Raw genomic sequence first — 26585 nt, 5'->3', positions numbered from 1 at the left:
ATAAACAGGCAGGATAAGTGGATCAGACATGATCGCCTTTGCTCGACATGTCGTACCTATGTAGTAATTTGATAAACAAACATCTACTTTACTACACAATAATAGTATTTTTTTACTAGTATTTACATCATACCAAGGTATTGGCAGACACAATGACCACAACAATTACCGCTGGCAGCCACACCTATATCGGCGCAAAGACCTTGCCACCACAGGCCCCGACCGCATTGGTTGCGCGGGAAAAATTTAATGACCTGTTGCACGAAACCGATCCAGTGAGCCTGCTACTGGTGCAGGCACCGGCTGGTTTTGGTAAAACAACGACCATCGCTGATCGCCTTGCCGCGCTTGAGGCTGACACCGTCTGGTATCGGCTCGACAGACCTGATGACAATCCATCTCAGTTTGCGGCCTATATGGCATACGCACTGGAGACCCATCGTCCCGGCGCCTGCCCCGATACGCTCAAGCGACTATCGTCCGAAGGCTTCCCTGATTTACAGACGTTCCTGACGCATCTTGTGGCTGAATTGCCGCTGGACGCGCCACCCCTGTATCTGGTGCTGGATGACTATCATCTGATAGCTGACCCGGCCATTCATGACGGCATTCGCTTTTTACTGCGCCATCAGCCGGCCTACCTCACATTGGTTTTGCTGTCTCGCACATTGCCGCCAATTGGTGTCGCGCAGCTGCGCATGCAGGGGCGGATGATAGAAATTGGACCACGGGAATTGGGCTTTGGTGCTGACGAGGCCCAGACCTATTTCGATGCCCGCCTTCCCTACGAAATATCCCGGGAAAGTATCGAACGCGCCGTTCGTCGTGTTGAAGGCTGGGTGTCTGCCCTGCAGTTACTCGCCGCAAGCGCTCCCACCAGCGTGGATTTCAATGATCTGGTTGCACAGTTCGAGCATGGCAACCAGTACATTTTTGACTACTTTGAAGAACTGCTCGGGCGCGGCATATCCTCCGAGGAACTGTCGTTCCTTCTGCGCACCAGTATTCTTGATCGCTTCAATGCATTCCTCGCCATGAGGGTAACCGGCCATAACGACGGCCAGGCGTTACTCAACCAGCTTATCGGGCGCGGTCTTTTTGTGATGCCACTCGATAGCAGCGGACTCTGGTACCGGTACCACCCGTTATTCAACGCCTATCTCAGGCACCTGCTGGCCTGCACCGCTGGCGAAGACGTCACGCTGATACATCAGAAGGCCTCCGATGCGTGGCGGGAAATGGGTCAGCATGAAGAAGCCGCCCGCCACGCGGTCAAAGCGCGTGATGCGGACAGGATTATCCGGATCCTGATGGAAACCGGCAGAAGCTTTTTCACCGAGGGCCAGTTTTCGCTGCTACAACAATGCCTGGATGCTCTGGATCCGGCCGTTATCGCTGACGAGCCGCTGCTTACTTTGCTGAGAGCCTGGGTGACGCAAAGTCAGTACAAATTCGACGAAGTGGAACAGTGGCTGTCAGCCGCTGAAACCCGCCTGAAAGAAACGCTCGGCGAAGCGGATCTGAATGCCCTGCGCTGTGAGTTCAGCGCATTACGGGCACAGGTAGCGATGAACTATGGTGACGTCGATACGGCAATGGGGCTGGCCGAAGATGCCATTCAACAGGAATCCAGGTTCCTCCCCACATCAAAGGTCGCGGCGGCATCTGTGATGGGCGAGGCGCTGTTTGTTCAGGGTCACCTGACAGATGCGTTGGCGCGAATGCAGGACACGGAACACCTGGCTCGGACACACGGCGCACACCAGAACGTGCTCTGGTCCCTGTGTCAGCAATCTGAAATCTGCATGGCGATGGGGCTGCTTCAAAAGGCCTACAACATTCAGGAACGCGGCTTCCAGTATGCCGAGGAAAACCACCTCAACCACATGCCGATTCTCGAGTTTCTGTACCGGGTGCGCAGCCAGATCATGTGGGAGTGGCATCATCTCGAGAATGCAGAACGGTGCGCGCTCGTCGGCATCGAGATCCTCGAATCCCAGGGCGAGCGCTGGTACGTGCAGAGCTACACGTCGCTTGCCAAGGTCGCCCAGGCAAGAGGTCGACAGACACTCTGTGCGGACTACGTTCAGAAGATTCAGAAAATGCTGGCGTCCGGTGAATACCATATCGACTGGGTCGCCAACTCCCATGCCACCATGCTGTCGTTCTGGGATGCGGTCAGAGACCTGGAATCAATCCAGCGCTGGTTGACGGCTGCACCGGAATACACCATCGAAAACGCTACCAATCACTTCCTGCAGTGCAATGCCCGCAACTGGGCACGCGCCTACCTGAGCCTTGAGCAACCCGACAAGGCCCTGCCAATTCTGGAAGGCCTTCAAACGGTAGCCGAGCGCGTCGGCCTGCAGACCGATCTGAACCGAAATCATATCGCCCTGGCGCAGCTTCACTGGCTAAAAGATGACCGGGAACGGGCGCTGCACCACATGCATCAGGCGCTACAATTGGCCAGCACAACCGGTGCCGTCGGCAGCTTCCTGCGTCTGGGCAAGGTGCTGATTGTGATTCTCAAAGGCCTGATTGCAGATCACGCACTGGATGGCATGGAACTCCAGAGGGCCGAACGTCTGATTCAGCTCGCTCAGCAGCAACGCGATTTCAGCCGGGCCATTCGCATCTCGCTTGATGAGGCAATTATTCAGGACATTATTGACCGGCCCGATGTGCCCGAGCTAATCCGCACGTCACCTCTCACCCGTCGGGAGTGGCAGATTCTGAGCCTGATTCACGCCGGCCTGTCGAATGACCAGATAGCAGAGCACCTCAAGGTTGCCGCCACTACTGTCAAAACCCATATTCGCAGCCTCTATCAGAAGCAAAACATTGCGCATCGGTCAGAGGCCATTGCCCTCGCGCGTGATCTGCTCAGCAAAATCCAGGGGGAATAACCGCCAGATCAGAGCGCAGCAGATTGCCTCCTCCCCCTCTCATCCCCCGGGCTACGCCAGCAAAAATAAGCCCGGGAGGATGCACGAACAGATGCCGTGTCGCACCATCAGATCATCGATAGCTATCAACAACTAATGACAACAACACGATCTGAGTGAGGCAGCATGCAGCAGAAAGATCCGGACTGGTGGCGCGGCGCCGTCATATATCAGGTTTATCCCCGAAGCTTTTATGATTCCAACGGCGACGGCATCGGCGACTTGCCCGGCGTTACGGCCAAGCTTGATTACATTGCCAGCCTGAATGTAGATGCTATCTGGCTGTCCCCCTTTTTCACGTCACCGATGAAAGATTTCGGTTATGACGTTGCGGATTACCGCGGTGTCGATCCGATCTTCGGCAACATTGACGATCTGGATGCACTGATTACCAAGGCCCATGACCTGGGCCTGAAGATCATGATCGATCAGGTGCTGAGCCATTCATCAGACCAGCATGCCTGGTTCGTTGAAAGCCGCAGCGGCCGGGACAACCCCAAAGCAGACTGGTATGTATGGGCAGAAGCCAAACCAGACGGGTCGGTACCCAATAACTGGCTTTCGGTGTTCGGTGGACCAGCCTGGACCTGGGACACACGGCGCAAGCAGTACTACCTCCACAACTTCCTGAGCAGCCAGCCGGATATCAATTTCCACAATCCGGATGTCGTGGCACAGGTACTGTCCGATATCCGGTTCTGGCTGGACCGGGGCGTGGATGGCTTCCGCCTCGATGCAATCAATTTCTGCTTCCATGACCCGGAGCTGAGAAACAACCCGCCCAGCGAGGCCGTCGCAGAAGCGTCAATTGGTGTTCGCAAAGAGAACCCTTACGGCTACCAGCAACACATTTACGACAAAACCCGCCCGGAGAACCTGGCCTTTCTGAAACAGCTGCGCTCCTTGTTGGATGAATACCCGGGCACAACGACAGTCGGCGAAATCGGCGACGACAACTCGCTGCAAACCATGGCGGACTACACCAGCAACGGTGACAAACTGCATATGGCCTATTCGTTCGACCTGCTGACTGAGCAGCACAGCGCTGCATTCATTCGTCACACAGTCGAAACCATTGAAAACAAACTCCAGGATGGCTGGCCCTGCTGGGCTGTCGGCAACCATGATGTTGCCCGCGTGGCCTCGCGATGGGCAACCCGCTCGCCTGAACAGATCAAACTTTACATGGTGCTGCTGCTTAGCCTGCGAGGCAGTGTGTGCATCTACCAGGGCGAAGAGCTGGGGCTTGGAGAAGCCGAACTGAATTATCGGGATCTGGTTGATCCCTATGGCATTCGCTTCTGGCCGGAATATAAAGGACGCGACGGCTGCCGCACGCCGATGGTCTGGCATCCTGAAGAACAAAACGCAGGTTTCTCGTCGGGAACCCCCTGGCTACCGGTTTACAGCGAGCACTACAACATGGCGGTCGATATCCAGGAGCAGCAAGATGAGTCAGTGCTGCACGCGTATCGCACTTTTATGGCCTGGCGGCGTGAGCAACCCGCTCTGCTGGAGGGCGACATAACCTTCCACAACAGTCCGGACAACACACTGCTTTTCAGCCGAAAAACCGATGGTCAGCAGTTATTGATCGGGATTAATCTGGGCGATCAACCCGCTGCATTCGACTTGCCAGCCACTGCGCAGCGCATCGACAATGCACCGGCCTCCCTTGGCGGTGACTGGCAAGGCAACAGGCTCGAGCTACCGGCGTTCGGTGCCGCCATCGGCCAGCTGTAAGGCAAACGCATCGGAACATCGCTCCGGCATCGCACGGAGCGTGCGATTTACCAACAACAAAGACGGCATATTATGGCAAGCGTCACCCTCAGAAACGTCTACAAGCGTTACGGCGACATTGAAGTGACTCGCAACGTTAACCTCGATATTCAGGACGGTGAATTTGTTGTCTTCGTCGGGCCGTCAGGCTGCGGCAAATCGACCTTGCTTCGCATGATTGCCGGGCTTGAGGATATCTCCGATGGCGATCTGTATATCGGCGAGTCGCGCGTTAACAACCTGCCCCCCAAAGAACGCGAGGTGGGGATGGTGTTCCAGTCTTACGCCCTGTACCCCCACATGAACGTGGCCGAAAACATGGCGTTCGGCCTCAAGCTGGCAAAGGTCCAGAAAGGCGAAATCGATCGGCGCGTGAACGACGCCGCACACCTGCTGCAACTTGATCCCCTGCTGGAGCGCAAACCCAAGGATCTGTCCGGTGGCCAACGCCAGCGGGTAGCGATCGGCAGAACGATTGTGAGGGAACCGGAAGTCTTCCTGTTTGACGAACCGCTTTCCAACCTCGATGCCTCATTGCGGGTTCAAATGCGCATTGAGATATCCAGCCTGCACAAGCGGTTGGGCGCTACGATGATCTACGTAACCCACGATCAGGTTGAGGCCATGACCATGGCAGACACTATCGTGGCATTGGATCACGGCAGTATCGCGCAGGTCGGCAAGCCACTGGAACTCTACCACTACCCGGCAACCCGGTTTGTTGCGGGCTTTATCGGCTCACCGAAAATGAACTTTGTGGCGTGCAAGGCGGTCAAAGTAAGCAGTCAGGAGGTGACCGTCAGTCTGCCGGGGGCAACGCAACTCACCTTGCCCGTGAACGGAACCGATGTGACGGAAGGCGACATGCTCACGCTAGGCATTCGCCCCGAGAATTTCTGCACTGAAGAAGATTGCGAACTGTCGATGGCCGGCGAGGTCACGGTCGTTGAACGACTGGGCTACCAGACCCTGGTGCATATGACCGTCGAAGGTGTTGATGACATTCTGACCATGCGCACTGATGGCGGCAATCCCGTTCAAGAGGGCGATACCGTAACACTCGGTATTCGCGCCAATCGGTGTCACCTTTTCCGGGGAGACGGCAACGCCTGCCCGAGGCTCTACAAAGAACCCTGCGTCGATCTTTAGACGCCCCCAGTTTTCAGGCCCTGCCTGGAATGCCCGTGTGTTTGTTGTGTCACGTTGCCCGCCCACTCCGGCGGGCTTTTTTATGTCAGGAAAGGAAAGTCCCCCTGCCTGGGCGCCACATCAATCGCTGATTCCCGGCGGCTGCTATTCTTTTACGCACAGCTTTGGAAGCGGTTGTATCCTGCTCCACTTTGATCTAATTTACGTTTACGTAAACTTTATCTAGTGTAAACAAATTCTGACGTTAATTCGGCTGGCATGGTGAGCAAATGCGGGTCCCGACAAGCGCGATATCATCCCGGCCGGTAAGCCTTAAAACGTAAATCTGAAGGTAACATCATGTCTGATAATGAACGGCCCGTCGCACTGGACTTACCTATCCCGGACCCCGCGGATCTCCCGGAAGAAACCCGGCGTTACTTCGATATCTGCCAGACCAAGCTGGGCATGATCCCCAACGTATTGAGGGCCTACAGTCAGAACCTCGAACAGCTTGAAGCCTTTACCCGCATCTATAATCAAATGATGTTGGGTGAAAGCGAGCTCGATAAACTCGAGCGAGAAATGATTGCCGTCGTGGTGTCTTCCGAGAACAAGTGCTTTTACTGTCTTGTGGCCCACGGCGCAGCCGTTCGCAAATACAGTGGCGACCCGGTTCTGGGGGAGCATCTGGTGATGAATTACCGCAGCGCTGAACTGTCAGCCCGGCATCGCGCCATGCTGGATTTCGCCTCTGCCCTCACGCGCTCCCCTGCAACGATTTCCGGGGCTGATACTGATGCGTTACGCCAGGCAGGTTTCAACGATAGCGCTATCTGGGACATCAGCAACATCGTCGGTTTCTACAACATGACAAACCGGGTCGCGATTGCCAGCGATATGCGCCCCAACCCCGAATATCACAGCCAGGATCGCTGATATCTTCGATTCCGGCACGATTGCAGCTCGACCATCGCTCGATCGGCTATCGATCAGAACCAGGTCAAACCGGATGAATAGCAACTCCAAGCCCACGGCTTAACAACAATAATGGAGCCCGACTATGAGCACAGCACTGCCCAGCTACACCAGCGGCACTTCGGAAAAGCCGCTTATCGGCATGACAATCGGCGATATGTTCGACCGGACTGCCGAGCGCTTCCCTGACAACGATGCACTGATCGCACTGCACCAGAATATCCGCTGGACCTATCGTGAATTTCAGCAAAAAGTGAATCAGTGCGCCCGCGCCCTGCTCGCGATCGGCGTTAAGCCGGGCGATCGTGTCGGCATCTGGTCACCTAACCGGTATGAATGGACGGTGACCCAGTTTGCAACCGCCAAAGCGGGGGCCATTCTGGTCAACATCAACCCCGCCTATGGCATTCACGAACTCGAGTATGCGCTTAACCTCGCCGGCACCCGCTTTGTAGTAACGGCGGACAGCTTCAAGGCGTCCAACTACCGCGCCATGTTTTACGAGCTGGCACCGGAGCTGAAAACCTGTGCACCCGGGCAACTGAAAGCGGAACGGGTGAAACAGCTTGAAGGCGTGATCAATATGGCCGAAGAGCGCCATGACGGGATGTGGTCGTGGCAGGATTTCATGGCCCGGGCCGATGATGTCTCTCAAGCGCAGCTCGACAAGGTGCAGTCAGATCTGCAGTTCGATGATCCTATCAATATCCAGTTCACCTCAGGCACCACCGGCGCCCCAAAGGGTGCAACCCTGTCGCACCACAACATTCTGAATAACGGCTACTTTGTGGCCGCCAGCATGAACTTCACCGAACAGGATCGCCTGGTCATCCCGGTGCCGCTCTACCACTGCTTTGGCATGGTGATGGCCAATCTGGGCTGCATTACGCATGGTGCGGCAATGATTTATCCTGGCGAAGGTTTTGAGCCGCGCGCTGTGCTCGAGGCAGTCCACAAAGAAAAGGCGACCGCGCTTTACGGTGTGCCGACCATGTTTATTGCCGAACTGGCAGATCCGGACCTTGCATCGTTCGATTTATCGTCATTGCGCACTGGCATCATGGCCGGCTCGATTTGCCCGGCGGAAGTGATGAAGAAAGTGAACAGCACCATGCACATGAAAGAAGTGCAGATCGCGTATGGCATGACAGAAACCAGCCCGGTTTCCACCCAGACCAGCTCAGATGATCCGTTCGACAAGCAGGTCACTACCGTAGGCCGCACTCAGCCGCACCTGGAGTCAAAGATTGTGGATGCCGCCACTGGCCGCATTCTCCCCAGAGGCGAGATCGGTGAGCTGTGCACCCGTGGCTACAGCGTGATGCTGAAGTACTGGAACAACGAAGAGAAAACCCGCGAAGCCATCGATGAGAGCGGCTGGATGCATACCGGCGATCTGGCTCAGATGGACGAAGACGGCTACCTGCAAATTGTGGGTCGCATAAAGGACATGGTGATTCGCGGCGGCGAGAACATCTACCCCAAGGAAATCGAGGAATTTCTGTACACACACCCGGCGATATCGGATGTGCAAGTGACGGGCATTCCCGATGATAAATACGGCGAGGAACTGATCGCCTGGGTCAAGCTGCGCCCGGATGCCGGCAGTGTGACCAGCGAAGACCTGCAGGCTTTCTGCAAGGGCCAGATTGCCCACTTCAAGATTCCGCGCAACTTCAAATTTGTCGATGACTTCCCGATGACGGTCACCGGCAAAATCCAGAAGTACAAAATGCGCGAGATATCCATTGAGGAATTGGGGCGAAGCAAGAACTGACGTCACCCCCGCCATACAGAAATGCCGCCGGGGAATGGTCAGCGAATGGCCATTCCCCGGCCTCCAGCTCTCCCCTAGCCTTTAACACCGCCTGCGGTCAGGCCGCCGACAATCCACTTCTGGCAGTAGAGGAACACCAGCGTAATGGGCAGCCCTGACAGCACCGCAGCTGCAGCAAAGTCGCCCCAGAGGTAGTTCTGCTCATAGAGGTATTGCTGGGCACCCACCGCCAGCGTCAGCTTGTCTGTATCCACCAGCAGGATCGACGCCATGGGGTATTCCATGATCGTCATAATGAAGGCGAGGATAAATACCACCATCAGAATTGGCACAGACAATGGCAGCAGAATATAGCGGAATGCCTGCCAGGTTGTGGCCCCGTCAACGATAGCCGCCTCTTCAAGCGACCGGTCGATCGAGTCAAAGTAGCCCTTGATGGTCCAGATATGCAGCGCCATCCCCCCCAGCGAGGCCACGATAACCGCACCATGGGTATTGAGGCCGAGCCAGCTCACATGATTGCCGATCTGGTCAAACAACGCATAGAGCGCAACCAGCGACAGCACCGGCGGAAACATCTGGAAGATCAGCATCGACTTGAGCACAAACCCCTTGCCGGCGAACCGCATCCGCGCGAAAGCGTAGGCACTGGTTGTCGACAGCGCGAGAATCAGTATCGACGACACCACCGCAATCTTGATCGAGTTCCAGAGCCACAGCAGCACCGGAAATGGCGGCTGTGTGACATTGCCCGCGTCGTCGGTATAGGGAATCCCCAATGCCAGCGACCAGTGTTCAAGCGATGGCACCTCCGGCAGCAAACTGCCGGTTGCAAAGTTACCGCTGCGGAAGGAAATCGAAATCACCATCAGCAGTGGAAACAGGATCAGTGCGATAAAACACAGCATCCCGATATGGGAGGCCAGCACCCGGTATTTCGTGGATCGTGGTTGAACCATTGCCATAGCCGCCTCCTATACCTTGATTTTGGACAGTTTCAGATTGATCAGGGACAGCGCCCCGACCACCAGGAAGATCACCGTCGCAATTGCCGCTGCCAGGCCAAAGTTCTGACCGGAATCCTGAAACGCAATGCGGTAGGTGTAACTGACCAGCAAGTCTGTTGTACCCGCCGGTGTACTGGCGCCCAGAATATCCGGCGCGCCGCCTGTCAGCAGTGCAATCAACACGAAATTATTGAAGTTGAATGCGAAGCTGGCAATCAGCAACGGAGCCAACGGCTTTATAATCAACGGAAAGGTAATGTTCATCAGGTTGTTGATCGGCCCGGCACCATCCATCGCCGAGGCTTCGTACAGGTCCCTTGGAATCGACTGCAGTAGCCCCATCGACAACAGCATCATGTATGGATAACCCAGCCAGGTATTGACGATCAGAATCATGGTCCGGGCCAGTGCCGGATCGCTGAACCAGTCAGGCCGAATGCCAAACAGGTTCTCCAGCACCAAATTGATCTCGCCAAAATTCTGGTTAAACAACCCCTTGAACACCAGTATCGAGATAAAGGCCGGCACTGCATACGGCAGAATCAGCATGGTGCGATAGAAGCCTTTCCCGCGAATCTGGTCCCACTGCAACAGATTGGCCAGCAGCAGCCCCAGAATCAGGGTAAAGATCACCGTGCAGACAGCGAATACCAGCGTCCAGATAAAAATCTGGAGAAACGGCCCGCTGATCGTCGGGTCCGTGATCACTTTGGTGTAATTATCCCAACCGGCAGAGACCGTCCAGCCAGGCACCAGCCTGTCACCGTCCGCGCTTTCGTAAAACCCCTCATCATGATTAGGGAAATAAGTAACGCCGGTCCGGTTGTTGGTTAATGTGTCATTTTCGCTAACAGCATAAAGCGACTGTATCGCTGCGAAGTCCCTCAGGCTCGCCATGCTGAGTTCGCGTCCGTCTTCGGTAGACAGTTTCAACTCGTTGAGCGCCGAACGGTGTTTGATGATGTCACGAATCTGCAGGGGCTCGCCGGACGGCGTCTGCTGAGCCGGCAGAACCGGTACCGGTTGAATCTCGTCGCCTTCCAGACTGAACGGTGGCGACATCAGGTTCTGGTGCTTGCCTTCCAGGTAAATAACATAGCCCTTGTCTGTATCGTAAAGGCTGTAGCCATAGCGGACGGATTCAGACTGGAAGGTGCGCCCCATCAGGTTATTCTGCACCCGCTCGAAGCTCAGCAGGTTGCTGGCGCTATAGTTGGTAAAACCGATGCCCACGGTATACATCAGCGGAAAAATCACGAACAGCGTCATGCCTGCGATCGCAGGAAAAATGTAACGGTGGGCGTACATCCGCTTGTTCACAAAAACGAATACGGCCGATGCCGTAAGCACCAGAAACAGCATCGCAAAAACAAATGCCTGTTGCGCATAGAGCGCAAATATCAGATAGAGCGCCATGCTGACGGTAATCGCCAGCGCACTCCATTTCAGAATTGATCGAGTCATGAATGCTCTGTTTTCGGCTCGAGGGTAAGTCAGCGTATCAGTCAGCATTGTAGTAAGCCCTGCCACAGTAAGCCCTGCAAATACCTTGCAACCGCTATGGAGTGCGATCACACGGAACCCGACGCCCCTCCTGACGGAAGCCGCCGGGTTCTCAAGGCATTATCGGGTGATGCGCTTCGCAGCGGCATTCAGCGCTTCTTCTACTGACTGGCGCCCGGATGTAATATTTTGCAGAGCCGGCGCCATGGAAGACCAGAAAGCTCCCATCGCAGGCACGCTGGGCATGGGCTCGCCCATTTCGGCGTTCTTGAAGGTCGCGTTGATGTTCGGATCTGCAGACAGCTCGTCCATCAGCTCCTTGTTGGCAACGGCGCCCAGTGGTACGTCGTCGTTCACCATCTTCAGCCCTTTAACCGAAAGCGCGTAGTTCTCAAGAAACTCGACAGCCAGCGCCCGGTTCGGGCTGGCTGTATTGAGCGTCGCGGCCATCACACCGACCATCGGCTTGGGCTCACTGCCGTTGATTGTTGGCAACGTCGTGACACCAAAGTTGATGCCGCTCTTCTTGAGATTACCCCAGGCCCAGGGGCCACTGATCATCATCGCCAGCTCGCCCTTGTTAAAGCGCGAATCCATAGCGCCGTAATCCGCTCCGCGAGGCATGACGCCCTGTTCGATCAGGCTTTCAAGCACCGTGGCACCCTTGATGGCGCCATCAGAATTAACCCCGGTGTCTTTAACATCGTAACTGTTGCCGGATTTGGCAAAGATGTAACCACCGTTGGCCGCCATCATCGGCCAGGTGAAATAGGTGTTGTTATAGTCCCACAGGATGGCCTTCTTGCCCTGCTCGGCCAGCTTTTTGTCCAGCGCCGGGATTTCCTCGAAGGTCTTGGGTGGTTCGGATACCAGATCCTTGTTATAGATCAGGCCAATGGATTCAACGGCCATGGGGTAACCGTATACCTTGCCGTCAACTGTTACGGCATCCCAGGTAAAATCGTAATTGGCATCTTTCACTGACTGGGAAGGATTGAGCTCGGCAATCAGGCCACTTTGAGCCCACTCGCCCAGACGGTCGTGTGCCCAGATAAAGATGTCGGGCCCGTTACCGGTTGCGGCAGATTGCTGAAATTTGTCAGTCGCACTATCAGGATGTGCCACTTCAACGGTAATACCGGTTTCTTCAGCGAACCAGTCACCTACTTCCTGAAGACCGTTATACCCCTTGTCACCATTGATCCAGACAACAAGCTTACCTTCCTGAATGTCAGCCTGCGCGGGCGAGACCGCACCGAGTGTCGCCAGGATGGATACGGCGAGTGTGCTGCGGATAAATTTCCGGCGGTTCATGGTTCAGTACCTCTCTTTCCTTGACTTATTCTTGTTGGCCGGTGCCGGCATGAGGCTTTCGATCACCGGGGCGGTCGCAATCTTTTCTGCGATGCTTCAAATCCTGTGGTAATCGGGCAACAAGAGCATCCCCCCTGTTTTTAATCGACGAGGCGTAGAACGGGGGAGTAGACCGGCATAGAGGATTCCGTCTACCCACAATCACCACACTCTGGTTATATCGGTTAAGTCTCAACTCGTCCGCAACGCCGGACTTGCCGATAACAATAAAACCGGAGTCGCCCATGTTGGCCCTACACAGATCCGTCTATGCCTTCCTGCCCGGCAAGGCCCTTGCTACTGGCATCACAATCGTCGCCATTGCCGCTACTCTGTCTGCCTGTGCGACCGGAGAGTCAGCCAGGCGTGCCGGTGATAGTAAGGGCACTACCCCGACCAGTTCCAGCGACCAGCCAGCAAATCCATCCTCTGCGGCGTGCGCTGTGGATGATGCACCGGTCACCATCCCGGTCAACAGCACTTTTGCCGATGGAGCCTGGTTAAAAGACGCCTTCTCGGGTCAACGGGTACAGGTTCGCCAGGGTGAGGTCACGATTGCCCCCGCGCTGGGATCGGAAGGGGTCATTCTGCTGGAACCTGTCGAGCCGGAGACACAGCACTTCAGTTGGGCCGGCGCCACGGTTTATTTCGCACTGACCGACCGATTCAACAACGGTAACCCGGCAAATGACAACGCCTACGGTCGCCAGCCAGACGGCGACCAGGAAATCGGGACTTTTCACGGTGGCGATTTCGCGGGACTCACGCAGAAACTCGATTACATCGCCGCACTGGGTGTTGATGCACTATGGATATCGCCGCCAGTTGAACAGATACACGGCTGGGTCGGTGGCGGCGATCAGGGCGACTTTCGTCATTACGGCTACCACGGCTACTACGGGCTCGACTTTACCGTTCCTGACGCGAGCTACGGCAGCGAAGCCGAATTCAGAACACTGGTAGACGAAGCGCACAAACGCAACATCCGGGTGGTCATGGATGTGGTCCTGAATCACCCGGGTTACAGCACATTGCAGGATATGCAGGACTTCAAGTTCGGCGCACTGTTCGAAGGCTTTGAACAATACCTGCCCGAGCACTGGGGTAACTGGCAGCCCGAGTCGTGGGAAAACCTCCATGCTTACCACGCGCTGATTGACTACGACAACACGAATGCCTGGGCAAACTGGTGGGGCAAAGATTGGGTACGCGCAGGTATCGCTGACTACGACTCGCCACCAAACGCCACTATTGATCCCATTCGTGGGTCGCTGGCGTTTTTACCTGACTTCAAAACCGAGTCTGCTCAGCCTGTTTCCCTTCCGGCGTTTCTGACCTCCAAGGCTGATACAAGAGCCCGCCCTCTCGACGGCGCCACAGTTAGAGATTACCTGATCGCCTGGCAGACAGACTGGGTGCGCCGCTACGGTATCGACGGGTTCAGGGTTGATACCGTCAAACACGTGGAGCCCGCCACGTGGATAGCGCTCAAAGCGGCAGGACAACAGGCCCTGGATAACTACCGCAAGTCGCATCCGGACAATCCCCTGCCGGCATCGGATTTCTGGATGGTGGGTGAAGTATTCCCGCACGCGGTTACCCGCAGTCACTATTTCGATGAAGGTTTTGATGCTGTTATCAACTTTGATTTTCAGGAGCAGGCAAAAGCGGGCGCACTTTGCCTGCCAGCGATGGAGCCTGTTTACCGGCAATACGCCGAGAGCCTGCAGGGTGAAAAAGCCTTTAACGTTATGAGCTACATCTCATCCCATGACACCGCGTTGTTCAGCAGCGAAACGGCTGATGATCCGCTTTTGCAAAAACGCGTTGCCGCTGCATTACTGCTGGCGCCCGGCACCACGCAGATTTTTTACGGCGATGAAAGCGCCCGCATTGCAGGGCCCGGCGGCTCAGATCCGCAACAGGGAACCCGATCGGATATGAACTGGCGTGCAATCGATTCGGGAGAAGTGGCCGCGCTTATTGAATACTGGCAGACACTTGGACAATTCAGACAACGGCATCCGGCCATTGGTGGCGGTCAGCATAAAATGCTCAGTGAGCGACCGTATGCTTTTTCAAGACAGAATGGAAACGACAAGGTCATCGTCGTGTTTGCGCGGAAATAGCTTAAGGACATCACCATAACCAGTTTCAGGCGACAGAGACCTGCTCTCTGCCGCCTGAATACCGGGATGCCTAGCTTTCAGCTTCCCATTTCTTCAGCAGTTCCTTGTATGGCACGGTCTGCCCTTTAGGCTTCTCGTTGTCCAACTTCGGCTTGGGCGCACCCGGTTGGTCCAGCCAATATTGCGCATCGCGTTCTTCGTTCAGCTTGGGACCGCAGGTTTCCATCACATTGGCCCGCTCCAGACGCATCATGATGTTGTCCTGAGCCTTGGCCAGGCCGTCCAATGCTTCCTGCGGTGTGCTTTCGCCACTGGCTGCCTGAGAAATATACTGCCACCACAGCTGGGCCAGCTTGGGGTAATCCGGCACGTTGGTGCCAGTCGGACTCCACTGGACCCGCGCAGGACTGCGGTAGAACTCAACCAGACCGCCCAGCATTGGCGCCGCTTCGGTCATCGCATCTGAATTGATATCAGACTCGCGGATCGGAGTCAGACCCACCAGCGTTTTCTTCAGAGATACCGTTTTGGAGACCGTGAACTGCGCATACAGCCATGCAGCCAACCGACGCTCTTTAGGCGTTGATTTCATGAAGGTCCAGGCGCCAACGTCCTGATAACCCAGCTTCATGCCCTCTTCCCAGTATGGTCCGTGGGGCGATGGCGCCATCCGCCATTTTGGAGTGCCGTCTTCGTTGACGACCGGCAGCCCTTTCTTGGTCATGCTGGAGGTGAACGCGGTGTACCAGAATATCTGCTGCGCGACATTACCCTGCGCAGGTACCGGACCGGACTCGGAGAAGGTCATGCCTTTTGCTTCAGCCGGGGCATACTCGTTCAGCCAGTCCACATACTTCTGTGTGGCATAGACAGCTGCCGGACCATTGACGGCACCACCACGGGTGACACTGGAGCCAACCGGGTGACACTCTTCAACCCGAATACCCCATTCATCAACGGGCAGACCATTAGGCAGACCCTTGTCGCCCGCACCCGCCATTGAGAACCAGGCATCAGTAAACCGCCAACCCAGAGACGGGTCTTTCTTACCGTAATCCATGTGGCCGTATACGCGCTTGCCATCAATGGTCTTCACATCTTCGCTGAAGAACTTGGCAATGTCTTCGTAGGCTGACCAGTTAACCGGCACGCCTAGCTCGTAGCCATAAATTTCCTTGAACTTCTTTTTCAGATCTTCGCGCTCGAACCAGTCGGCCCTGAACCAGTAGACGTTTGCAAACTGCTGATCGGGAAGCTGGTAGAGCTTGCCGTCGGGTGCAGTCGTGAAATCCAGGCCGATGAAATCGTCAAGATCAAGCGTTGGCAAGGTGAAATCCTTGCCGTCGCCTTCCATCATGTCGGAGATCGGGACCACTTTGCCGTAGCGAAAGTGTGTGCCGATCAGATCAGAATCGTTGATGAATGCATCATAGATGTTGCGGCCTGACTGCATCTGCGTCTGCAGTTTCTCAATGACGTCACCTTCCTGAATCAGGTTATGGGTCACCTTGATACCGGTAATGTCGGTAAACGCCTTGGCCAACACACTCGACTCATACTCATGAGTGGCGATGGTTTCAGACACCACATTGATCTGCATGCCACGCATGGACTTGGCGGCCTGGGTAAACCAGGCCATTTCTTTGAGCTTTTGCTCTTCCGTCAATGTCGATGTTTCGAACTCGCTGTCGACCCATTTCTTGGCGGCATCCGAGTACTGATCTGCCAGAGCCGGCATTGCGGCCCCCAAACCAGCAACGCTGATGGCGGCACTCAGCATGAGCGCTCTGGGACTTTGATTGTTCCTGAACATAGCCAACCTCGTTCGTATTGTTAGAGTTGTAGACGAATGGGTCTCGGTAAGACCCCTTTTTCACCGCTCATGCCCATGCGCACAGCAACTACCGGGCAACAGATTGAAAAACACTTTCCAAACATTCGTTCTATTGTCAGTTCACACCTTCAAGCGCTATCCCCAGCGCAACAGGATGCACAACCACACCACCGAAATCCCCAGCGCGATCCATAAACTCACTTCGGATAGCCCAAGAAACATCAGATGAATATAGGCGCTGGTAAGCAAACCGATAAACAACCGGTCGCCCCGCGTTGTCGCAATCGGCAGAAACCCCTTGCGCTCGGTACAGGGCGACACGACTTCGTAAACGGTCATTACCAGCAGTATGGCCGCAATCACCGCGAAGAAAATCGCCGTCGGCATTGTCCAGGACATCCAGGCAATCATTGTTGTTCTCCCCCGGGTTTATTCATGGCAATTACACCCGACCCAGCGCGAAGCCGGTGGCCACGTGATTACGTACAAACCAGATCACCAGCAAGCCTGGCACGATAGTCAGAACACCGGCGGCCGCCAGCACCCCCCAATCGATACCACTTGCCCCCACCGTTCGAGTCATGATGGCGCCAATCGGCTGGGCCTCCACTGATGTCAGTGTTCGGGCCAGCAGCAGCTCGACCCACGAAAACATGAAGGCAAAAAAGGCCGTCACGCCAATACCGGAGCGGATCATCGGAATAAAAATCTTGATGAAAAACTTTGGGAAACTGTAACCATCGATATAGGCCATCTCGTCATATTCACGCGGAACACCGGAGATAAACCCTTCCAGGATCCAGACCGCCAGCGGCACATTGAACAGACAGTGCGCCAACGCCACAGCGATGTGGGTATCAAACAACCCGATCGACGAATAGAGCTGGAAGAATGGCAGCAGGAATACCGCCGGCGGGGCCATCCGGTTACTCAACAACCAGAAGAACAGGTGCTTGTCGCCGACAAACTTGTAACGGCTGAAGGCGTAGGCTGCGGGTAACGCAACCAGCAATGTGATCACCACGTTCATTGAGACGTAGATCATCGAATTGATATAGCCGTTGTACCAACTGGGGTCAGTGAAGATCACCGCATAGTTTGCCAACGTGAAATTCTGCGGCCAGAGCGTAAGCGCGCCCAGAATTTCCTGATTGGTCTTGAATGACATGATCAGGAGCCAGTAGATCGGCAACAGTACAAAGACGATGTAAATGCTGATCCCGAACCCTTTGCGTTTATTCATTTTCATATCAGGCGCCCCTCACTTTTCTTTGTCGAGGTGGGTGATGGCCGTAAAGAACAACCAGGACACCAACAGGACAATCAGGAAATAAACCAGCGAGAAAGCGGCCGCCCGACCAATATCAAACTGGCCTATCGCCATGGTGGTGAGTGTTTGACTGAGGAAAGTTGTGGAGCTGCCCGGTCCGCCGCCCGTCAATACGAAGGGTTCGGTATAGATCATGAAGCTGTCCATAAAGCGCAACAGCACCGCGATCACCAGTACACTTTTCAGACGCGGCAACTGGATGTAGCGGAAAATCGCCCAGCGGGACGCCCGGTCAATCTCGGCAGCCTGATAGAAGGCCTCCGGAATGGCCCGCAGGCCCGAGTAGCACAAGAGCGCGACCAGCGGCGTCCAATGCCAGACATCCATCAGCAATACAGTGGCCCAGGCATCACCGGTATTGCCGGTATAATTGTAGTTGATCCCTATCTCGTTCAGCGCCCAGCCAAACAGCCCAATATCGCCCCTGCCGAAAATCTGCCAGATAGTGCCTACCACGTTCCACGGAATCAGCAGCGGAATGGCCAGCAGAATCAGGCAAAGGGAACCGCGCCGTCCCGATGTCGGCATCATCAATGCCACACCGATTCCCAGCGGAATTTCGATCAGCAACACAGCGGCTGAAAACACAAACTGGCGCCCAAGAGACGCCTGGAGATTCTCGTTTTGCAGCACTTCCCGGAACCAGTCAGTGCCCACAAAGTAAGCGCTATTGGGGCCGAAGATGTCCTGCACCGAATAGTTCACCACCGTCATCAGTGGAATCAGCGCAGAAAAAGCCACCAGAATGAAAACCGGCAGCACCAGCCACCAGGCTCTGTTATCAGGGATCTTGTTCATTCTGCTTGCTCCTCAATCAGAAACTCATCGACATAGAGCTTCAGCCACTGGCGGGGAAATCCTGCATGGATCTTTCCAGGCGCTACAGCGTGATCTTCGTCCACGCGCGCCTTGATCGACTGATTGCCCAGCATGAGAGACACAATCTTGTATGTGCCCAGATCCTCAATGTCCGTCACATCACACTCAAAAGTGTCATCCGACGGCGTGGTGGTCAGCTGAATAAACTCCGGGCGAATGCCCAGCTTCAGGTTGGATGAGGTGCTTTGCTCCAACAGCGATTGCAATCCGGCGCCAAGTTTGACGGTCATACCATCGAAACGAACCCCTTCTTCGCACCGCTCGACCGCGACCAGATTCATCCCCGGGCTCCCGATAAAGTAGCCTACGAATGTGTGATTCGGGCGCTCGAACAGTTCTCGCGGCGTGCCAAACTGGACAATCTGGCCGTCGTACATCACTGCAATCTTGTCAGCAAAAGTCGATGCTTCTAGCTGATCGTGGGTGACATACACCATCGTGATATTGAATTGCTCGTGGATCTGCTTCAGCTTGCGGCGCAGTTTCCACTTGAGCTGCGGGTCGATAACGGTGAGCGGCTCGTCAAACAGAATGGCCGAGACATCGTCTCTGACCAGTCCGCGACCCATCGATACTTTCTGTTTTTCGTCAGCCGTAAGATTCCGTGCCTTGCGGTGAAGCACCGTTTCCAATTCAAGAATTTCAGCGACTTCGTTAACTTTGGTCTCGATGCGGTCCTTTGCCATGCCGGCATTGCGCAATGGAAAAGCAAGGTTCTGGAACACTGTCATCGAGTCGTAAATCACCGGAAACTGGAACACCTGAGCAATGTTCCGCTCTTTGGGCGATAGTTCGTTGACCCTGACATCATCAAACAGAACCTCACCTTCCGAGGGGGCCAGCAATCCCGAAATGATATTGAGCATCGTGCTTTTGCCGCACCCGGATGGCCCTAGCAGCGCATAGGCCCCCCCTTTGTGCCAGGTATGGCTTATTTGCCTGATGGCATAATCTTCGGGGCCTGATGGATGCTTGCTATAACTGTGAGCGAGGGATTTGAGCTGAATTTCTGCCATGACCGCTTACTCCCCTGCCCGTTGTGAAGGTGCATGAACCAGCGCGCCATCAACATCAAAAACAAACAACTTGCTGATGGGCAGATAGATTTTGATCGGCGTGTCCGTGTGATATTCATGAACCCCCATCAACTGCAGCACCATGTGGAAGTGCTCGTTGTTCACGTGCATAAAGGTTTCGGAGCCGCTGATTTCTCCCAGCTCAACCGTCATGGCTAATTCCAGGTCGTCTTCGTTCTGGGGAACAAGACTGATGTGACTCGGCCTGATACCAAACTGATAATCGGCAGGACTCAGGGATTGAAGTTCGCGCGTCAGTGGATGGTGTGCGTAGTTATCGAAAGTGACGTCGGTATCCGTTACCCGGCCGGGTATCAGATTAATCGGAGGCTCACTGAACAGTTCCGCCGCGGTGACATTGACCGGTTCCCTATACACCGACATCACCGGTCCGGACTGAATAATACGGCCTTCATGAAGTAATGTGGTGACGCCTCCCAGGGCCAGCGCCTCGTTCGCTTCAGTGGTGGCGTAAACCGCAATACAGTTGCGGGCACGGAACAGTTCCCGGAGCTCTGCTCGCAGCTCTTCCCGCAGTTTGTAGTCGAGGTTGACCAGCGGCTCGTCAAACAGGATCAGACTAGCGTCCTTCACCAACGCCCGAGCCATCGCCGTACGCTGTTGCTGACCTCCCGACAACTCCAGCGGATACCGCTTCAACAGCGGCTCGATCTGCAACATCGCGGCGGTTTCCTGAACTCGCCGGGTTATCTCGGACTCGGGCATTTTGGCCAGCCGCAAGGGAGACGCTATGTTTTCCCAAACTGTGAGGTTCGGGTAGTTAATGAACTGCTGGTAGATCATCGAAATATTGCGGCGCTGAACGGACTCGCGGGTGACGTCACGGCCGTCGACCAGCACGCGGCCTTCCGTGGGCTTATCCAGCCCGGCCATCAGCCGCATCAACGAGGTTTTGCCAGCCAGTGTCCGGCCAAGCAATACGTTGAAGGAGCCCGCTTCAAAGGTGATGTTCGCGTCCGCAATGTAGGGCACGCCATCCACAACATGGGAGACGTTTTCCAGAGTGAGCGACATTAACGCTTTCCTTGTTTTTGTTTTGGACGTCCGTGATGTCATTCCCGCAGGCATGATCCGTCACGTGAGCGTTCGAATACGAATACCGCAACGCAATGAACATACCAGTCCACATCATTTTATTTCGCACACACCCTATAATATTGATTTTTATTATTTTTTGTCTTCAACCGAATATTTTCGGTTGCTCAATAAATGTTCGCATACGAATCAACTTGATCAGTGTGAACATTGACAAGTCAGTAAAATGAACACAATACTGAACAAAAACCACATCCTCTGGCGCGCGAAAACATAAAAACGAAACAACAACAGGGACGATACGTTGAGCAGCCAAGTAAACCTCAGCAAATCAGACGATTTTGCGGATGCGATCGCCGCTTCGTGGGCGCGGTGCCAGCAATTCGGCCTGTCACCCGCTACCAGGCCTCAGGCCGAAACCTTTGATGAACAGGACCTCGCAGCGTTGCGCAACAGCAACGCCATATTGCTGACGACGACAGAAAATGAAGTACTGCCCTATTACGACAACATTTTGTCCAATAGCCGCAGCATGATCGTGCTGGCCGACAACGGCGGCCGGGTTCTGAAATACTGGGGTGACAAGCGTTTTATTCAGGCCGGTCGGGAATCACTGTTCATTGAAGGTCGCAGTTGGCTCGAGCAAACCAGCGGCACCAACGCAATTGGCACCGCTATTGCCACCGGTCAGGCCGTTCAGGTGCAACGTAATCAGCATTATCTGAAAGCGAACCGTTTTATGGCCGGCAGTGCTGCTCCCATCCTTGATGCTGAACAACGTCTGATCGGCGTGCTCAACGTCTCCAGCGACGCTTATCTGCCGCAGGCCCACACGCTGGGGATGGTCAAATTGATGTCGCTCGCGGTCGAAAACAGACTGATGATGCGAAGCTATAAGACCACCTGCTTTTTGCTCACGCTCAATACCCACGCCGATAATCTCGACAGCGAATGGTCGGGGCTGATTGCATTTGATGAAAGCGGATGCATTCGTGCAGCCAACCGCCGGGCATTGCAGCTGCTGGGGCACGATCTGGTGGGCCAGCGCCTCGCCGATGTATTCTCAGCGGGCGAGCAGCCGCCCGTCAGCGATATGGAAGATGGCAGCCATGTGCAGCTGGCAACAGCTCAGCAACGACGGTTCCACGGTTTGATCAAACGGCCTGCACCAAAGCAAGCGACGCTCGACACGCCAGCCATAACAACGCTGTCCCCCAGCACGCCTCCAACGACCCGGGACGCGCCTTACCACAGGCATGGCCAACAAGGCGCTGTACCTCTCAAGCACATTGAATTCGGCGACCCTCAAATCAAACGCTGCATACGTCAGGCTTCCCGTGTTGCAGACAAGGATATTCCGATCCTGATTCATGGTGAGACCGGCGTCGGTAAAGAAGTCTTCGTAAAAGCACTCCATGGCGCCAGCGCACGACACAACCAACCACTGGTAGCCGTCAACTGTGCCGCCATCCCCTCGGAGCTGATCGAATCTGAACTTTTCGGGTATGAAAAAGGTGCCTTCACCGGCGCCAGTACACGAGGGGCTATCGGCCTGATTCGCAAGGCCCATCAGGGCATACTGTTTCTGGACGAAATCGGTGAGATGCCTCCCCGTGCCCAGGCCCGGCTATTGCGCGTATTGCAGGAGCGCGAAGTAACGCCTCTGGGTTCAACGGAATCCTATCCCGTTGATATCCGGCTGGTCTCAGCAACCAATCAGCACCTGGAAGAACACCTCGAGTCAGGCCTGTTTCGCCGTGATCTGTTCTACCGTATCAGCGGCCTGAATATCGAATTGCCACCGCTGCGCAAACGCGCCGACAAACGTGAAATATTCAGGCAGGTTCACCGCCAGCATCGGGAGCCGGAGCAGGCGCCAGACTTGCCCGATGCGGTGCTTGATCTGTTCGAGAAGCACCCCTGGCCGGGCAATATCCGCCAACTGATCAATGTTATGAAGGTGGCACTGGCAATGGCCGATAACGATCCGCTGGAGATGTGGCACCTGCCCGACGACTTTATCCGGGACTTACAGGCGATGTCCTCCCCCTCCGGCGCTGCGGGTGACGCGCAAATGCCAGAACCCCAGACGGCGAAAGCATCGGTCAACACATCAGACCATTCAAAAGACAATGGGCTGGATCGGCTGCTGGAAACCTACAACCATTACCGGGGTAATATCTCCAGAACCGCACGGCAACTGGGATACAGTCGGAACACTATTTACAAGCACCTGAGGGAACTCGGTGTTCGGTAAGGTGTGAGGTAAGATTTTCAATCGGACATCAGTTGACTTGAGCCCCTGTTGCATTATTCCATAGCGGGCTGAATCGCTTCATGACCGGGCTTCCAGGGTGCCATCAAACGCATGGCGTCACCTGATTTTCCCGGCATGGGTTTTGGCTGTATCAAGAGGCGCGGAATGGCACAGATTAACCGGCATGATCTGATTATCGAACTGATCCAGAAAAACGGGTTCGTCACCACCGAACAACTGGTTGATCATTTTCAGGTTACACCGCAAACCATTCGCCGGGATCTCAACCAGCTGGCTGAGCAGAACCGGGTGCGGCGTCATCACGGTGGTGCGGGCATTGACTCAAGCACCGTGAACACCGCGTACCAGACCCGCAAGATCATGGAGCTCGAAGCCAAAAAGCGGATTGCCGAGGACCTGGTGCGGCATATCCCCGATGATGCGTCGCTGTTCATCAACATCGGCACCACGACCGAAACCATTGCCCAGGCGCTACTGAACCACAATAACCTGCGAGTGGTAACCAACAATCTGCACGTCGCGTCCATCCTTGCCGCCAAGGAAGATTTCAACATCATTATCGCAGGCGGTGAAGTGCGTAACAGGGATGGTGGTATCGTGGGTGAAGCGACCCGCGACTTTATCAACCAGTTCAAGATGGACTTCGGCATCATCGGTATCAGCGGCATTCATACTGATGGCTCATTGCTCGATTTTGACTACCGTGAGGTGCGGGTGGCACAGACCATCATCGCCAATTCCCATCAAGTACTGCTTGCAGCTGATCACTCCAAGTTTGGCCGCAACGCCATGGTCCGGCTAGGCAACATTACCCAGGCCGATCATTTCTTTACGGATCAGGCACCGCCCCGTGAAATCCAGCAAATGCTCAACGACAACGCCGTGGAACTTCATGTGGTCTGAACCACACTGAACACTACGAAGCAGGCATCCGAAACCGGGAATCCTGCTTCATTTTCGTTTTCAATCTTTGTCTTTTCCTTTACGAACCTCCGCGGGTTTCCCATAATCATCAGGGAATCCATTTGCATCGACAGTGGCTCGCCTGAAAACAAGGTGAGTACGGGGACGTAGAGGCATGACGGCAGACAATACCGAGTTCGATCTGATTGTAGTAGGTGGCGGTGTCAACGGTAGTGGTATCGCCCGTGACGCCGCGGGCCGAGGCCTCAAAGTCTTGCTTTGTGAGATGAACGATCTCGCATCAGCCACCTCATCAAACAGCAGCAAACTGATTCACGGCGGGCTGCGGTATCTGGAGCACTACGAATTCAAACTGGTCCGTCAGGCGCTGGGCGAACGAGAGGCACTGTTACGCAGTGCGCCCCACATCATGTGGCCCATGCGTTTTCGGCTGCCCTACCTCCCTCACCTGCGCCCTGCATGGATGATCCGCACCGGGCTTTTCCTCTACGACCACCTGGCCAAACGCGAATTACTGGGTGGCTCAAACAGCATTCGTTTTGACGAAAACTCCCCGTTACTGCCCTCGATCACCAAAGGCTTTGAATACTCCGATGGCTGGGTTGACGATGCCCGGCTGGTTGTTATGTCGGCAAAAGGCGCCGAAGAAAACGGCGCCGAGATCTGTACGCGAACGCGATGCCTTCGGGCCGAACGCGATGGCAAGCACTGGCAGGTGACGCTGGCCGATGTTGATAGCGGTGAGCAAAGACACTGCCGGGCACGGGCGATGGTCAATGCCGCCGGCCCCTGGGTCAGCGCCCTGTTCAAGGAAACACTGAGCCTGCCCGCACCGAAGCAGATCCGCATGGTAAAGGGCAGTCACATTGTAGTGCCGAAAGTCCATGACGAGCCTGAAGCCTATATGCTCCAGAATGCCGACAACCGGATCATCTTCGTTATACCCTACGAGGATGACTATTCGCTGATTGGCACAACCGATGTGGATTATCACGGTGACCCCGGCAAAGCGACGATCTCTGCTGAGGAAACCGAATATCTGATTGGCATCGTCAACGATCACTTCAAGAATACCCTGTCGCCAGCCGACGTTGTCTGGTCATACTCGGGGGTGCGCCCATTAATGGATGACGAATCCGGCAGCGCCCAGAAAGCCTCCCGAGACTACACTTTTGAAGTGGACGGTAATGCCGAGACTGCGCCACTTATCTCGGTCTTTGGCGGCAAGATTACGACATACCGCAAGCTGGCCGAAGCGGCGACAGACCAGATCTGCCGCTTCTTCCCTGATGCAGGCCCACGCTGGACCCGACAAGCCACCATGCCTGGCGGCGACTTCTCCAGTCAGGACGAACTCATTGCGGCTTTCAAAGCGGAGTTTCCATGGTTGGATGAGGTTCTGATACGACGTTACGTGCGCACCTATGGCACGCGCACACGGCAAATGTTGAAAGGCTGCCAGGCGATGACTGATCTCGGCCAGCATTTTGGCGGCACCCTGTACGCCCGAGAAATCGATTACCTGACCATCCATGAATGGGCGCGTGACGCTCAGGACATCATCTGGCGCCGCACAAAGCTGGGCTTAAGGCTAACCGCCGCGCAAGTCAGTAATATTCAGAGTTATCTGAAGACCCACACCCCATCCACTGCGCAGCATGAACCTGATCACGACTTACCTTAAGCCCCCGGTTATGCCACGCTAACCGACCGATAATTATCTACTAACCCCAAGCTGGAGGAGTAACCCATGCCCGCCTTTCCCCCGTTGATCCTTGGCATGATGCGCCTGGAGGACTATCCGGAACTGGCAGGCGCCGGGCCGCTGGCTCGCTGGATCGGAGAGCAACTCGATAAAGGACTGAACACCTTTGACCATGCCGATATCTATGGTGGCGGGTCAGCAGAATCAGCCTTCGGGGCAGCGCTGGCGTATGCGCCCTCACTCAAAGAGCAGATCCGGATCATCACCAAAACAGATATTGTGCATGCCACAGACGACACCGTTAAACACTACAGGGCCGAGCCCGGCTACGTGGCGCAAGCGATCGACAACGCTCTGGCGCGCCTCAACATCGACCAGATCGACACCTTTCTGATTCATCGCCCTGATCCGTTAATGGATGCCGAAGGCGTGGCAAACGTGCTGGAAGAGGCGGTACAGGCTGGCAAGATCAGCCAGATCGGCGTGTCCAACTTTTTGCCGGAACAATGGCGTTGGCTGCAAGCCAATACCGATCTGCCACTGGCCTGCAATCAGAGCGAACTCTCACTGACCGCAAACGCCCCCCTCTCTGACGGGGTTCTGGAAGCGCACCTGACGGACCGATTGCAATGGCTGGCCTGGTCGCCACTGGGCGGCGGCAGCCTTGCGAAAGGTCGCATTGCCAGTGCACTTAAGAAGTTAGGCGCTGAAACCGGTTTGTCACCCACGGCACTGGCGATCGCCTGGCTCAGGCAGATCCCCGGCAACCCGATTCCGGTGCTGGGTTCAATGAAGCCAACCCGCATTGATGACGCCCTGACGGGCGCTGAAGTGGGCATGTCACGGACCGACTGGTTCACACTGCTAGAGGCCGCACGCGGGAACCCCGTCCCCTGAC

General features: G+C 55.3%; 19 protein-coding genes. 10 read left to right on the top strand and 9 right to left on the bottom strand.

The genetic code is table 11. The annotated features are described in order from the left end of the window. Positions 1–152: 152 nt before the first annotated feature. The 5 genes from malT (at position 153) to ACUN9X_RS12150 (ending at position 8613) form a co-directional block, all read left to right on the top strand. Positions 153–2909 carry an HTH-type transcriptional regulator MalT gene (gene malT / locus ACUN9X_RS12170; protein ID WP_445473285.1) on the top strand — a complete coding sequence of 919 codons (2757 nt, stop codon included), beginning with the start codon at positions 153–155 and terminating at the stop codon, positions 2907–2909. 165 nt (positions 2910–3074) lie between these two features. Continuing rightward, the gene (locus ACUN9X_RS12165; RefSeq protein ID WP_445473284.1) at positions 3075–4691 is read left to right on the top strand and encodes an alpha-glucosidase family protein; all 1617 of its coding nucleotides are present in this window, start codon (positions 3075–3077) and stop codon (positions 4689–4691) included. A 72-nt stretch (positions 4692–4763) separates the two neighbouring features. After that, entirely contained in the window at positions 4764–5879 is a 1116-nt protein-coding gene (gene malK / locus ACUN9X_RS12160; RefSeq protein WP_445473283.1) for a maltose/maltodextrin ABC transporter ATP-binding protein MalK, read from the top strand. A gap of 339 nt (positions 5880–6218) precedes the next feature. Next, entirely contained in the window at positions 6219–6797 is a 579-nt protein-coding gene (locus tag ACUN9X_RS12155; protein ID WP_445473282.1) for a peroxidase-related enzyme, read from the top strand. A gap of 124 nt (positions 6798–6921) precedes the next feature. Then, positions 6922–8613: an AMP-binding protein gene (locus ACUN9X_RS12150; protein WP_445473281.1), complete on the top strand. Its 1692-nt coding sequence runs from the start codon at positions 6922–6924 to the stop codon at positions 8611–8613. A gap of 74 nt (positions 8614–8687) precedes the next feature. Here the strand turns inward: ACUN9X_RS12150 and malG are convergent, their stop codons facing one another. From malG to malE, 3 genes are all read right to left on the bottom strand, one after another. Then, complete coding sequence (gene malG, locus ACUN9X_RS12145) at positions 8688–9578, bottom strand: maltose ABC transporter permease MalG (protein WP_260037855.1); 891 nt, start codon at positions 9576–9578, stop codon at positions 8688–8690. A gap of 9 nt (positions 9579–9587) precedes the next feature. Next, positions 9588–11084, bottom strand: a complete 1497-nt coding sequence (malF, locus tag ACUN9X_RS12140) for a maltose ABC transporter permease MalF (RefSeq protein WP_445473280.1) — start codon at positions 11082–11084, stop codon at positions 9588–9590. Between the two features lie 159 nt (positions 11085–11243). After that, a complete protein-coding gene (gene malE / locus ACUN9X_RS12135) occupies positions 11244–12437 on the bottom strand; it encodes a maltose/maltodextrin ABC transporter substrate-binding protein MalE (RefSeq protein WP_445473279.1) in 1194 nt (397 codons plus the stop codon). A gap of 284 nt (positions 12438–12721) precedes the next feature. Between malE and ACUN9X_RS12130 the strand changes: the two genes are divergently transcribed. Further along, positions 12722–14605 carry an alpha-amylase gene (locus ACUN9X_RS12130; protein ID WP_445473278.1) on the top strand — a complete coding sequence of 628 codons (1884 nt, stop codon included), beginning with the start codon at positions 12722–12724 and terminating at the stop codon, positions 14603–14605. Between the two features lie 70 nt (positions 14606–14675). On the opposite strand, the gene ACUN9X_RS12125 is transcribed toward ACUN9X_RS12130, so the two are convergent. From ACUN9X_RS12125 to ACUN9X_RS12100, 6 genes are all read right to left on the bottom strand, one after another. After that, a complete protein-coding gene (locus ACUN9X_RS12125) occupies positions 14676–16418 on the bottom strand; it encodes an ABC transporter substrate-binding protein (protein WP_445473277.1) in 1743 nt (580 codons plus the stop codon). 156 nt (positions 16419–16574) lie between these two features. Next, positions 16575–16850, bottom strand: a complete 276-nt coding sequence (locus ACUN9X_RS12120) for a DUF2160 domain-containing protein (protein WP_445473276.1) — start codon at positions 16848–16850, stop codon at positions 16575–16577. A 31-nt stretch (positions 16851–16881) separates the two neighbouring features. Further along, positions 16882–17682 (bottom strand): carbohydrate ABC transporter permease, encoded by an 801-nt coding sequence (locus ACUN9X_RS12115; RefSeq protein ID WP_260037982.1) that lies wholly within the window; start codon positions 17680–17682, stop codon positions 16882–16884. 18 nt (positions 17683–17700) lie between these two features. Further along, positions 17701–18567 carry a carbohydrate ABC transporter permease gene (locus ACUN9X_RS12110; RefSeq protein WP_260037864.1) on the bottom strand — a complete coding sequence of 289 codons (867 nt, stop codon included), beginning with the start codon at positions 18565–18567 and terminating at the stop codon, positions 17701–17703. Beyond that, on the bottom strand, positions 18564–19664 hold the full coding sequence (locus ACUN9X_RS12105) for an ABC transporter ATP-binding protein (RefSeq protein WP_445473275.1): 1101 nt from the start codon (positions 19662–19664) through the stop codon (positions 18564–18566). The genes ACUN9X_RS12110 and ACUN9X_RS12105 overlap by 4 nt, the downstream gene beginning before the upstream one ends. Before the next feature lie 6 nt (positions 19665–19670). Then, positions 19671–20759, bottom strand: coding sequence for an ABC transporter ATP-binding protein (locus tag ACUN9X_RS12100; RefSeq protein WP_260037866.1), 1089 nt, complete (start codon positions 20757–20759; stop codon positions 19671–19673). A 325-nt stretch (positions 20760–21084) separates the two neighbouring features. Here ACUN9X_RS12100 and ACUN9X_RS12095 point away from each other — a divergent pair, with 325 nt between their 5' ends. The 4 genes from ACUN9X_RS12095 (at position 21085) to ACUN9X_RS12080 (ending at position 26584) form a co-directional block, all read left to right on the top strand. Continuing rightward, positions 21085–23037, top strand: coding sequence for a sigma-54-dependent Fis family transcriptional regulator (locus tag ACUN9X_RS12095; RefSeq protein ID WP_445473274.1), 1953 nt, complete (start codon positions 21085–21087; stop codon positions 23035–23037). A 165-nt stretch (positions 23038–23202) separates the two neighbouring features. Then, the gene (locus tag ACUN9X_RS12090; protein WP_260037868.1) at positions 23203–23961 is read left to right on the top strand and encodes a DeoR/GlpR family transcriptional regulator; all 759 of its coding nucleotides are present in this window, start codon (positions 23203–23205) and stop codon (positions 23959–23961) included. A gap of 175 nt (positions 23962–24136) precedes the next feature. Then, positions 24137–25666: a glycerol-3-phosphate dehydrogenase gene (glpD, locus tag ACUN9X_RS12085; RefSeq protein ID WP_445473273.1), complete on the top strand. Its 1530-nt coding sequence runs from the start codon at positions 24137–24139 to the stop codon at positions 25664–25666. A gap of 66 nt (positions 25667–25732) precedes the next feature. Beyond that, complete coding sequence (locus tag ACUN9X_RS12080; protein ID WP_445473272.1) at positions 25733–26584, top strand: aldo/keto reductase; 852 nt, start codon at positions 25733–25735, stop codon at positions 26582–26584. The last annotated feature ends 1 nt before the right edge of the window (position 26585 follow it).

The sequence above is a fragment of the Marinobacter sp. V032 genome (assembly GCF_052645435.1).
This window is presented reverse-complemented; position numbering and strand designations above follow the sequence as displayed.